Origin of the sequence: Mycobacteroides saopaulense (assembly GCF_001456355.1) — a bacterium.
Taxonomy (GTDB): Bacteria; Actinomycetota; Actinomycetes; order Mycobacteriales; family Mycobacteriaceae; genus Mycobacterium; species Mycobacterium saopaulense.
This window is the reverse complement of sequence record NZ_CP010271.1, coordinates 1,015,695-1,028,046: the sequence shown is the minus strand read 5'-3', so window position 1 is coordinate 1,028,046 and position 12,352 is coordinate 1,015,695. Positions and strand designations below refer to the sequence as shown.

8 protein-coding genes are annotated in these 12,352 nt (G+C 66.3%); 3 read left to right on the top strand and 5 right to left on the bottom strand.

Annotated features, from left to right (window positions below; genetic code table 11):
• Positions 1–7: 7 nt before the first annotated feature.
• On the bottom strand, positions 8–727 hold the full coding sequence (locus MYCSP_RS05150; protein ID WP_070912993.1) for a lytic transglycosylase domain-containing protein: 720 nt from the start codon (positions 725–727) through the stop codon (positions 8–10).
• 221 nt (positions 728–948) lie between these two features.
• On the opposite strand from MYCSP_RS05150, the gene efeU (MYCSP_RS05145) reads away from it, so the two are divergent.
• From efeU (MYCSP_RS05145) to efeB (MYCSP_RS05135), 3 genes are read left to right on the top strand one after another with little or no spacing between them, the layout of a single operon-like run.
• Positions 949–1,845 (top strand): iron uptake transporter permease EfeU, encoded by an 897-nt coding sequence (gene efeU / locus MYCSP_RS05145; protein WP_088413321.1) that lies wholly within the window; start codon positions 949–951, stop codon positions 1,843–1,845.
• Positions 1,842–2,996 (top strand): iron uptake system protein EfeO, encoded by a 1,155-nt coding sequence (gene efeO / locus MYCSP_RS05140; RefSeq protein WP_088413320.1) that lies wholly within the window; start codon positions 1,842–1,844, stop codon positions 2,994–2,996. The genes efeU (MYCSP_RS05145) and efeO overlap by 4 nt, the downstream gene beginning before the upstream one ends.
• Entirely contained in the window at positions 2,977–4,248 is a 1,272-nt protein-coding gene (gene efeB / locus MYCSP_RS05135; protein WP_234809127.1) for an iron uptake transporter deferrochelatase/peroxidase subunit, read from the top strand. Before efeO ends, efeB (MYCSP_RS05135) begins: the two co-directional genes overlap by 20 nt.
• On the opposite strand, the gene efeB (MYCSP_RS05130) is transcribed toward efeB (MYCSP_RS05135), so the two are convergent.
• From efeB (MYCSP_RS05130) to mfd, 4 genes are all read right to left on the bottom strand, one after another.
• Positions 4,245–5,471 carry an iron uptake transporter deferrochelatase/peroxidase subunit gene (gene efeB, locus MYCSP_RS05130; protein ID WP_162266201.1) on the bottom strand — a complete coding sequence of 409 codons (1,227 nt, stop codon included), beginning with the start codon at positions 5,469–5,471 and terminating at the stop codon, positions 4,245–4,247. The genes efeB (MYCSP_RS05135) and efeB (MYCSP_RS05130) overlap by 4 nt on opposite strands.
• A gap of 17 nt (positions 5,472–5,488) precedes the next feature.
• Positions 5,489–7,543: an iron uptake transporter permease EfeU gene (efeU, locus tag MYCSP_RS05125; protein WP_088413318.1), complete on the bottom strand. Its 2,055-nt coding sequence runs from the start codon at positions 7,541–7,543 to the stop codon at positions 5,489–5,491.
• A gap of 95 nt (positions 7,544–7,638) precedes the next feature.
• The gene (locus MYCSP_RS05120) at positions 7,639–8,628 is read right to left on the bottom strand and encodes a nucleoside triphosphate pyrophosphohydrolase (protein WP_083014531.1); all 990 of its coding nucleotides are present in this window, start codon (positions 8,626–8,628) and stop codon (positions 7,639–7,641) included.
• Complete coding sequence (gene mfd / locus MYCSP_RS05115) at positions 8,625–12,284, bottom strand: transcription-repair coupling factor (RefSeq protein WP_083014529.1); 3,660 nt, start codon at positions 12,282–12,284, stop codon at positions 8,625–8,627. Before mfd ends, MYCSP_RS05120 begins: the two co-directional genes overlap by 4 nt.
• Between the last annotated feature and the right edge of the window lie 68 nt (positions 12,285–12,352).

Genomic DNA, 12,352 nt, shown 5'->3' with positions numbered 1-12,352 from the left:
ACTAGTGCTACAGCGTGCCACCCTTGGCGTAGGCCGTGGCCCAGTCCCGTACCTGCTCGGCGTACACGTCCGACATGTTGTAGGCCCACAGTGCCTTGATCCAGCCGTCGGTGGTACTCAGGTCGCCCCCGCGCGAACACAGGTAGCCGGCCGCCGACAGTGCCGCATCGTCGATGTTGTCCGGGCTCGGCTCGCCCTCACCGGCTGCGCGGACACCGTAGATACGCCAGGTCTCGGGGATGAACTGCATGGGTCCCATGGCCCGATCCTGATTCGCGTCACCATCCAAGACGCCCTTGTCGGTGTCCGGAAGCCGCAGGTTTCCGTTGGACCCGTCCAGCCGCACCCCGCGGATGGGCGGCAAGGCGTCACCATTGGGTTGAAGCTCGGCACCGTGGTAGGTGCCGTTGTGGCTCTCGACGGTCCCTATTCCGGCCAGCGTCGTCCACGCGATCTTGCAACGCGGATTCTCGCGCTCGGCAACCTTGGCCGCGTAGGCGTAGGCCTCCAGCGCGATGACGGGAATTCCGGTCTTCTGGGCGCGCGGTGTGGACCATTCGCGGAGCTGATCGGCCGGACGGCCATGAAGGTGTTCGGGCGGCGTCGCGATATCGGGAACCGGATCGCCGGACGGCGGGGGCACCCCCTGCGGCAGCGGCGTACGCCCGCCCAACTGCCAGGAACAGCCCGCTGCCAGCAGAAACATCGAGATGGAGACGACGAGCACGATCCGCACTAAGCGCGCCGACAAGGAGCGCACGGCGAGGGACGACACGACGGAACTCCTAGACGGTGCGATGGATTGCCTTCCATCGTTGCATGCGCTGGGCACTTGCCCACGCAGCCGATGCTGTGCCGACGCCCACGCCCCCGGGTTTCAGGTAAGGTCAGCCGCACCTTGGCAAGCATTGGCTAGCCAAAGTCCCATGAAGGAAAAGGACCCTGGACATGCGCAGTATCGGCGTCCTAGCCGACGGGCCGACGAACTTCTCGCAATACTTCAGCAGCGGTCTCATCGGACTACGCGAAGGGCTCGAATGCGGGATCGTCGTGATGATCTTGATCGCGTTCCTTGTGAAGTCCAATCGCCGTGACGCCCTGCGCTGGGTGTGGCTGGGTGTGGCCGGTGCCATCGCGATGACCCTGATCATCTTCCTGACGATCCATTTCGGCAGTAACACCATCAGTGACCTGGGCGCCGAGGCGATCGCCGGGGTGGCCTCGCTGGTCGCGGTCGCCATCGTCACCGCCATGGTGCTGTGGATGCGTACCGCCGCGGCCGGCATCGCCGGAGAGTTACGCCACGGCATGGCACAGGCCCTGGAGACCGGGGCACTGGCGGTCTTGACCGTGGCGTTCCTGTCGGTCGGGCGCGAGGGCGTCGAGACGGCGCTGTTCATGGTCGGCTACGCCAAGGCCGAAACCGCCTGGCCCCTGGCCGGACTGGTCACCGGCGTCGCGATCGCGACGGCATTGACCTATGGCATGTACCGCGGCGCCGTGAAGATCAACCTGAGCAAGTTCTTCAAGTACACCGGCGCCTTCCTGGTGGTGGTGGCCGCGGGCATCCTGTCCTACGGCATCGGCGCCCTGCAGACCGTCGGCTGGCTTCCCGGCCTGTCGCACAAGGCCTTTGACATCACCGGCTGGTTCGACTGGAGCGCCTGGTACGGGGAGCTGCTGCGCGGGATCTTCAACGTGACACCGACTCCGACGGTGCTGCAACTTGCCGGCTGGGTCATCTACCTGGTGATCGTGCTCGGTCTGTTCCTCCGTCCGGTGGCTGCTCAGCCGGCGGCGTCTACCACCACTACCGAAGCCCAACCCGAGAGGACCGCTGGATGAAAACATCACCTGCCTACGTGGCCGCCGCACTTGCGCTGGCCACCGGCGCGACACTGGCCGGCTGTACCCCCAAGGAACCCACCCAGGGCGGTGCCGCGGGCGCCGGCCAGGAGATCACCGTCACCGCCACCGACTCCAGCTGCGAGGTGTCAAAGACCGAGGGCACCACGGGCCCCGTCACGTTCAACGTGACCAACAACGGCTCGAAGGTCACCGAGTTCTATGTCTACGACAAGGGCGACCGTGCGCTCGGCGAGGTCGAGAACATCGGCGCGGGCATCAGCCGCAAGCTCATCGTGCAGTTCACCGAGCCGGGCACATATCAAACCGCCTGCAAGCCCGGCATGATCGGCGACGGCATCCGCGGCGACTTCACGATCACCGGTACCGCGGTGAAGCTGGACGCCGAGGGCAAGTTCAAGGACGCCACGGACCGCTACCGCGGCTACGTGATCAGCCAGGTCGACGCCCTGAGCGAGGCGGCCGCGAAGTTCGTCGCGGCGGTGAAGGCCAAGGACATCGCCTCCGCCAAGGCGCAGTACCCGACCAGCCGCGTGTACTACGAACGGATCGAGCCCGTCGCCGAGGCCTTCCCGAATGACCTGGACCCGCGAATCGACTTGCGCGAGGCAGATCTTCAACCCGGCGAGAAGTGGACCGGTTATCACCGAATCGAAAAGGATCTGTGGGTGACGGGCCTGCAGCCCGATACCGACGCGATCGCCGATCAGCTGCTCAAGGACATCAAGGAGCTCTCGGACGGCGTGCGGGCCAAGGACTTCGACATCAACACCACCAAGATCGCCGGCGGGGCGCAGACTCTGCTCGACGAGGTGGCCCGGACCAAGATCTCCGGTGAGGAAGAAACCTTCAGCCACACCGACCTGTGGGACTTCCAGGCCAACGTCGACGGCTCGCAGAACGCGGTCGCGACCGTGCGGCCGATCCTCGACGAGCGCAAACCCGAACTGGGACAGGCCATCGACAAGCGCTTCAAGGAGGTCGACACCCTGCTCGGCAAGTACCGCAAGGGTGACGGATTTGTCTTCTACGACACGGTGACCCAGGATCAGCGCATCGAGCTGGCACATGCCATCGACGCGTTGTCCAAGGAGGTCAGCGAGGTGCAGGGTGTCATCGCCAGCCGGTAGTGGAATCAACCGCCGCAAGCTGCTGGGCGCGGCGGGGGTCACCGCCGCCGTCGCCGGGGCGGCCGGGGCAGGAGTGTTGGGCGGCCGTGCGAGCGCGGCCAGCACCGGTCCGGTAAACACCAAGGTCCCGTTCCGCGGCGAGCACCAGGCCGGGATCGTCACCCCGGCTCAGGACCGGATGCACTTCTGCGCCTTCGACGTGATGCCCAACGCCACCCGCGGCGAGGTTCAGGCCATGCTGCGCCAGTGGACCGAGATGGCCGAACGCATGACCCAGGGCCAGGAGACCACACCGGGCGGTGCAGTGGACGGCAATCCCTATGCCCCGCCAACGGATACGGGCGAGGCGCTCGACCTCGCCGCCTCCGCGCTGACGCTGACGATCGGCTTCGGCCCGTCCTTCTTCCGCAAGGACGGCGTGGACCGGTTCGGTATCGCCGACAAGCTGCCGGCACCGCTGCAGGAGCTGCCGAAATTCCGCAACGAGAAGCTTGACCCCGCGCGCTGCGGCGGCGACATCTGCATCCAGGCCTGCGCCGACGACCCACAGGTCGCAGTGCACGCGATCCGCAATCTTGCCCGGGTGGGTTTCGGCACCGTCGCGGTCAAGTGGTCACAGCTGGGCTTCGGCCGCACCTCGTCCACCAGCCGATCGCAGGTGACCCCGCGAAACCTGTTCGGCTTCAAGGACGGAACCCGCAACATCAAGGCCGAGGACACCGGCAAGGTCGAGGCCAGTGTCTGGGTGGGCAAGGGCGACAATCCCGAATGGATGACCGGCGGCACCTACCTGGTGGCGCGGCGCATCCGGATGCTGATCGAGAGCTGGGATCGCACGGTACTCAACGAGCAGGAACGAGTCATCGGGCGTACCAAAGGATCCGGCGCGCCGATCGGTCAGACCGACGAGTTCGCGCCCATTGCCTTCACCGGCGACAAGCCGGACGGCGAACCGCTGCTGGACGTGGACGCGCACGTGCGGCTGGCCTCCGCCGAGGAGCTGGGCGGCATCGAGATCCTGCGCCGCGGTTACAACTTCACCGACGGCTCGGACGGTTTCGGGCATCTGGACGCGGGACTGTTCTTCATCGCCTTCGTGCGCAATCCACAGACCCAGTTCATTCCCATGCAGCGCAAGCTGGCCACCGAGGATGCTCTCAACGAGTACATCCTGCACACCGGGTCGGCCCTCTTCGCCTGCCCGCCGGGCCTGGGCCCCAAGGAATACTGGGGCCAGGCACTCTTCGGCTAGCCGAGCAAGGCCCTTCCGTACCAGTCGTTCTCATCGGTGACGCCCGGTAAGGCGAAAAAGTACCCGCCACCGAACGGCTGCACATAGTCCACGAGGGGCTCGTCGTTCAACCGGTTCTGCACGGTTTCGAACTGGCGCTCGAGGTCCTGCTGGAAACACACGAAGACATGTCCCGACTGCATGTTCCCGTTCGGTTCCACGCCCAGGTCGTAGTTGTAGGAACGCCGGACCAGCCGCTGGTTGTCGGTTTCCGCAGTGCGCGGATTGGCCAGCCGGATGTGTGCGTCCAACGGAATGGTCTGTCCTTCAGGATCAGTCGTGTAGTTGGGGTTATCGAATTCATTGTTGCCGTCCAACGGCGCACCACTGTCGCGGCGCCGGCCGAACATCCGTTCCTGTTCGTTGATGGACACACGGTCCCAGAACTCGACCAGCATCCGGATGAGGCGCACCACCATGTAGGTGCCGTCCGCGGTCCAGGCGGGTTCGCCATCGCCCACCCAGATCAGCTTTTCGGCATCGCTTGACACCGGGTTCGCGGTACCGTCCTTGAACCCCAAGAGGTTTCGGCCCGTTCCGGACGGGCGCGGAGGTGAGTTGTACCCCTCTATACGCCACCGCATCTGCAGATGCCCGCGCACCGCGCGAGTGATGTCGCGCAGGGCGTGATGCACCGTATCCGGGTTGTGCGCACACAACTGAACCAACAGATCCCCGTGCGACCAGGCCGGGTCCGGAAAATCGTTGGGGAACACGGTCATGGGCTTCAGTTTGGCGGGCTTGCGCTCGGCCAGGCCGAATCTGGTGTCGAAGAGACTCGACCCGACGGCAACCGTCACCGTGAGCCCGTCGGCCTCGACCACCGGACCGACCACCGCACTGTCGGCCGGCGGTTGCCCCACACCGAGTTCGGGCGGCGTGCCGCCCGTGCAGAGAAACCGTGCCCGTTCGGTCAGCTTCCGCAAGACGCCCGCCAACGCATCCTTGGTCTGCGACGTCACATCGAAAGCCACGTGGCACGCGAAATTCTGCTTCTCGGCCGGGGCAGGGGTGAGGATTCCCGATTGTTTGGCCCCGTGGAACGGGTATCGACTCGGGGGCACGGCCACCGCTGCGGCGTTCGCATCGACCTCGGCTCCCTTGGCAAGCACCGCGCCCGTCACGGCCGTGCCGGCGGCACCGATGGCGGCGCCCCGTATGAAACTCCTGCGGTTGACATCCATGTTGCCCGGCTCCCTCGTCAACGGCTCGGCGGAAGTTCGATCAGCAGCGGCACCGAGGCGAGCGTCTCGAGCACGTGCCCCAACGCGGCATCGACCGCCTGACGACCACTCAGTGGCACCTGCGCCAGCGGACGCCAGTGCCCGCCCTGCTGCGTCGCCTTGAGCGTGCCGTCAAGCACATCGAGCTGGGAATTGATTTGCGTCAACAACTTTGGTGCACGCGGGTTGATCAGCACGGAGAACTGCTCCAGCACCGCACGAGTGGCCTCGACGGCTGCCGCGGCCTCCGGGTACTCCGTGCCGGCTCCCTGGTTGGTGTAACCCATCAGCTGAAACCGCAGGGTGTCCTCCAGGATTTCGTGCGGACGCTTGGTCTGGTCGGCCGGTTCGGTCATCACATCGGCAAGGTTGGCCCGCAGCTTGTCGATGGTGGCCACCAATTCGTCGGCCACCGGCACCAATGCCGACGGCGGCTGCCCGTGCCACAGCCCGTATTCCAGACGGCGCAGGCCCTTGAAATCGGGATCGTTCACGCCTCCGGGCAGCCCATGCGGAAGCCCGGCGATGGCATCACCGTAGTCCTTGAAACTGCCGTAGGCAGCGCCGATTCGATTCCACGTCAGGATCGTCGGCAGCCAATCATTCTTGGCCGCTTCGGCATTGCCCGAAACCAGGTCGCCGCGAAGAACCCGTACCTGCGCCCCCAGCATCCCCAGGAGATTGTCGGCGTAGCGCTGGTAAGACGCCATGGGCGCCGTGAGGTCGTCCTTGGTCACCCGCACGACGGGCTGCGGTGCGCCGGGCACGGACTTCCCGCTTACCTGCTGGATCGCCGAATATCTGGCAGGTTCCCCGGCCATCAGACAGACGAACTTGTACGTGCCGTCCGACAGCGTCGCCGTCAAGGTGGCACTGGTGGACGGTCCGAGGGTCTCGATCTCACCCACCACCCCATTGCTCGCATCCACCAGGTTGATCTCGCCGGTCTTGCCCGACTTGTTGACGACAGAGAATGTCTGCACCCCGACCCCGGCGGACTTCCAGTCGTCTGCGCACCCCGCGGCGGTCACCGTGACGCGCGTATCGGCATCGGGACTGGCCGACGGCAGAATCGCGATGACCCCGGCGGCCACCACGGCCGGCACCACCACGATGGCGGCGGCCACCACGATCGGCCGCCGACCGATCAGCCGGGCGAATGCCGAAGGTTCAGCGTCCGGTTCGGGTGCGGCGGCGGCCGGACGGGCCTGGCGTGATGCGCGCAGGAACGCGGGGATCACCGCGATCAGGTACCCGACCCAGGCCAGCACCTGCAGCACGGTCATGCGCGGGGTGAGCTGAGTGATGCCGGTGATGATGGTGACCCACCAGGAGTCCGCCGAAATGTGTTGGCTCAGATCGAATGCGTACCAGGATCGCCCGGGCAGCCAACCCGCCGTCTGTAAATCTCCGATTCCGTAGGCCAGGATGCCCGCCGCGATCACGATGAGTATCAGCGCGGTACGTGTGAAGAACACCTTGAGGTTGAGCTTGACGGCGCGGCGGTACAGCAGCCAGCACAACGCCACCGCGATCGCGAGCCCGATGGCCCCGCCGATCACCGGTCCGGCGGTCTCCCCCGCCGCCTTCGCGGCGGTCCAGAAGAACAGCGTGGTCTCCAGCCCCTCACGGGCCACCGCCAGGAACGCGGTCAACGCCAGCGCACCCGCACCGAGAATCAGGGCGTGCTCGACCTTGCCGGACAACTCCCCGGACAAGTTGGCGGCCGTGCGCGACATCCAGAAGATCATCGCGGTGACCAATCCGACGGCAAGGATGCTCAACAGGCCACCCACGATGTCCTGGCCGTGTGCGCCCAGCGAGCCGGTGGTGGAGGTGAGCACCGCCGCGAAGCTGGCCGACACCGCCAGCGCACCGAGCACTCCCAGCCAGACCGGGGCGGTGACGCGGCGCCGTTCGGCCGCCAGCGGCGAGCGGTGCACAGCGGCAAGCAGGATGCTGACCACAAGCCCTGCTTCGAGGCCTTCTCTCAGGCCGATCAGCAGGTTGGGGACGGCATCCGATAACACCACGCAGATAAGGTATGGCGCACCTAACAACTGTGCAAATACTGTGCGGCGATAGTCCCGCGAGATCGGGCACAAAGTCCCCGATCGCGCCGCCCCGCCTAGCGCTCGGCGGGTGCCTCGGAGTTCTCCCCAGCAGGCTCCTCAACCGGATTCTTCAGCCAGTGCTCGCGCCATTCTCCGGCATCCACATCACGCAGATCGGCACTGGCCAAGCCGGAGGCGTTGTCCGCTCCAGAACGTGCGGCCAAGATGCTCTTCTCGGCGCGCCGGATCGTGTCCATGAATTCCAAAACATCTGCGCGCAAGAGATTCTCGGCGTCACCATCGAGGTCTATGGTGACCGACAACAGCTGCGCGGGGATCAGCTCCCTGGGCAGGCCCGCGGCCGTCGCCCGGCCGAGCACCTTCTGCGCCAACGCCAGCGCGGGCTGGCTGCTGGAGACGCCGTCCAGGCAGGAGTCGCGATCCTTCTCCTGCGCCTTGCGCTCTTCCCATTGCGCCAGTTGCTCTTCCAGCGAGATCGAAGTGGAGTCGCCACCGGCACCCAAGATCACCGGGATGCGGTTGCCCAGCTTCTTCAGCAGCGTCTCGGCCACATCGTCGATGTTGAACGGGTGCTCCGGGGCGTCCTCGGCGATGCGGGCGTGGAAGAGCACCTGCAGCAGCACATCGCCCAGCTCTTCACGCAACTCGTCGGCGTCACCGGTGCGCACGGCGTCGAACAGCTCGTAGGTCTCTTCGAGCAGGTAGCGCCGCAACGAATCGTGGGTCTGGGTGCTCTCCCACGGGCCGTTGGTCCGCAGCCTGTCCATCACTGCCACCGCGTCGATGAGCTTTTCACCCTGACGCGCGGGCGGTTCGATGACCTTGGCTCCTGCCTGGATTCGCGCCCGCACCTCCGGGTGGTCGCGGTCCGAGGACAGCAGCGCGGGCGCATCCTCCCCGATGTACACCGGACGCGCGGTCGACAGCGTCCACGCCAGCCGGACCGGGAGTTCCTCGGTGTATTGCAGATCGCCGGCGAGCAAACCGACTGCCTCGACCGGAACCATGGACGGATGGCGGGGGTCGACGAGTATGACGGTCATTTGCTCACCTCCACTGGTGTTATATCAACACTGCCCGCGGGGCGCCCCGACAATGCAAGCAGCAGATCGACGATCATGTGCACGAGCTCCAAATCGCGAATCCGGTCCGAGCCCACACCGCCATCGCCGGAGCGCGGGATAGGAACCTGCACAACGGAAGTCGTCGCGCGATACTGAGCGGCCGGGTGCAAACGCTTCAGCCGCAACTGCGCCGAGTCCAGAAGTGGCAACGGCTGTATTCGGATGTTGGTGCCGACCACCGAAAGATCGGTGATACCCATCTCGCGGCACAGCAACCGCAGCGAGGCGACGGCGACCAATCGCTGCACCGGAAGGGGCAGCGGCCCATAACGGTCGGTGAGCTCCTCCACGGCCGCACCGATCTGTGCGGTGTCCGCAGCGGCCGCGAGACGGCGGTATGCCTCGAGCCGCAATCGGTCGCTGCCGATGTAGTCCGTGGGCAGATGCGCGTCGACCGGCAGATCGATGCGCACCTCCGAAGAAGACGCAGCCTCCGGAGTCTGCACGGTCTTCCCGTCTGCGGCGGCGCGGTATGCCTCGACGGCCTCCCCGACCAGTCGCACGTACAGATCGAAGCCCACCCCGGCGACGTGACCGGACTGCTCGACGCCGAGCACGTTGCCCGCGCCGCGGATTTCGAGATCCTTCATGGCCACCGCCATACCGGCACCCAGATCATTGTTCTGCGCGATGGTCGAAAGCCTGTCGTAGGCGGTCTCGGTGAGCGGCACCTCGGGCGAGTACAGAAAGTAGGCGTATCCGCGTTCGCGACTGCGGCCGACACGACCGCGCAGCTGATGCAGCTGCGACAGCCCGAAGATGTCGGCCCGCTCCACAATCAGCGTGTTGGCGTTCGAGATGTCCAGGCCGGTCTCGATGATGGTGGTGCACACCAGGATGTCGTACTCCCGGTTCCAGAATCCCTGGACGGTGCGCTCCAGCATCTCCTCAGGCATTTGACCGTGTGCCACAACGACTCTGGCCTCGGGGACCAGTTCGCGTATTCGCGCGGCTGCCCGGTCGATGCTGCTCACCCGGTTGTGCACGTAGAAGGCCTGACCATCGCGCAACAATTCGCGCCGCAGAGCCGCCGCCACCTGTTTGTCGTCGTGCGGGCCCACGTAGGTGAGCACGGGGTAGCGCTCCTCGGGGGGAGTCAAGATCGTCGACATCTCACGGATGCCGGCCAGGCTCATCTCCAGGGTGCGCGGAATGGGGGTCGCGCTCATGGTGAGAACGTCCACGTGGGTGCGCAGTGCCTTGATGTGCTCCTTGTGCTCGACGCCGAAGCGCTGCTCCTCGTCGACGATCACCAGCCCGAGGTCCTTCCAGCGCACGCCGGTCTGCAGCAGCCGGTGCGTGCCGATGACGATATCGACTGAGCCATCGGCCATTCCCTCGACAACCAGCTTCGAGGTGGTCGAATCGGTGAAGCGCGAGAGACCGGCCACCTTGACCGGGAAGCCTGCGGTGCGATCGGTGAACGTCTGCAGGTGTTGGTCGGCCAGCAGCGTGGTGGGCACCAGCACCGCGACCTGCTTGCCGTCCTGGACGGCCTTGAACGCCGCACGCACCGCGATCTCGGTCTTGCCGTAGCCCACGTCGCCGCACACCACCCGGTCCATCGGAACCGGTTTCTCCATATCGGATTTCACCTCGGTGATGGCGGTCATCTGGTCCACGGTCTCGACGAACCCGAAGGCGTCTTCCATCTCCCGCTGCCATGGGGTGTCCGGCGCGAAGGCGTGCCCGGGCGCGGCCTGGCGCGCGGCGTACAGCGCGACAAGCTCACCGGCAATCTCACGAACAGCTTTGCGTGCCTTGGTCTTCGTGTTGGTCCAGTCGCTGCCGCCGAGACGGCTCAGCCCGGGAGATTCGCCGCCCACATACCGGGACAGCTGATCCAGGGAGTCCATCGGCACATAGAGACGATCGCTCTGCCCGCCGGCGGCAGCGCCGCGCTTGCTCGACGCGTACTCCAGCACCAGGTATTCGCGGCGGGCACCGCCCACGGTGCGTTCCACCATCTCCACAAACCGTCCGATGCCGTGCTGGTCGTGCACGACGAGATCGCCGGCGGTCAGGGCCAGTGGATCAACCTGGTTGCGGCGCTTGGCCGGGAGCCGCTTGCCGTCGGTGGCAGCGACCCGGCTGCCGGTGAGGTCGGTCTCGGTGACGATGACGATGTTGGCCCCCGGCAGCACCACACCGTCGGTGAGGTGTCCGCGCAGCACGCCGACCACACCCTCGACCGGCTCCGCGCCAGGCTCCAGCAGTGTTGCCGGGGTTTCGGTTTCGGCCAGCTGCTCGATGATCCGATGGGTGGTACCGGCTCCGGCCGCCACCACCACGGCACGTCCGCCCGTCATCACGTGGGCACGCAACATCGCGAAGATCTCCGCCGCGCCCTCCTTGTGGCCACGCGAGGACGGAGACGGCCGCACCGCCAGGCCGACCGCCTGGTCGTCGTCCATGCTCAACGGGCTCAGTGACCACCACGGATGCCCGGCCTCACCGGCCGTGCGCTTGACGTCGCCGAGTTCACGGAATCCCGAATCGGCCAGCGCGGCAACATCGATGGGCGCATCGGCACCGATCGCCGCGACCGACCACGACGCCTCGAGAAACTCCCTGCCGGTGCGCTCCAGGTCCGCGGCACGGGTCCGCACCTTCTCGGGGTCGCAGACCAGCACGGGCGCGTTATCGGGCAGATGGTCGACCAGCATGGTGAGCTCGCCCGAATGCAGCACGGGCAGTAGCGATTCCATTCCGTCGACGCACATACCGTCGGCCAGCTTGGCCAGCATCTCCCCCACCCCGGCGCCGAGGCGGTGCTCGCCTTCCGTGCTGCCGGAAACTCCGGCCGCCGAGGCAAGTTCGGCCGCACGGGCGCGCACCTGGTCAGTCAGCAGCAGTTCACGACAGGGCATCGCGAGTACGGAGGTGACCTCCAGCTCGGGAATCGATCGCTGATCGGCGACGGCAAAGTAGCGCATCTCGCTGACCTCGTCGCCCCAGAACTCGACACGCACCGGATGGTCTGCGGTGGGACTGAAGACATCGAGAATGCCCCCGCGCACCGCGAACTCGCCACGTCCGGCCACCATGTCCACCCGGGTGTAGGCGAGCTCGACCAGGCGCGCGATCAACCCGTCGAATTCCAGCTCGGCCCCGACCGTGAGCTCCACCGGCTCCAGATCGAACAGCTCCGGGGACATCGGCTGCAACAGCGAGCGCACGGTGGTCACCACCACACGCAGCGCCGGCCCCATCCGGGAATCCTCCGGGTGCGCCAACCGGTGCAGCACCTGCAGTCGCGCACCGACGGTGTCTACTCCGGGTGACAACCGTTCGTGCGGGAGCGTCTCCCAGGAGGGCAGCAGGGTCACCGCGTCGCCGTACACGTCACGCAGTTCGGCGGCGAGGTCCTGGGCCTCGCGGGTGGTGGCCGTCACAACCAATACGGGTGCATCGCCCGCATCGGCCATACCCGCCACGACGAAGGCACGGGCGCAGGTCGGCGCGGTCAGATCAACGCCGGTCTTGGCGGCAATGGCCGGGGCAAGCACATCGAATGCGGGATCCCGCAAAGCTGTCCGGATCACCCCGGCGAGAGGCGGGGCAGTCACAGTCATGGTGCCCTCATTCTACGGCGCCCAGATCTCGCCAAAATCGGGCCCATCACCGTCAAGGCAACGTCAAG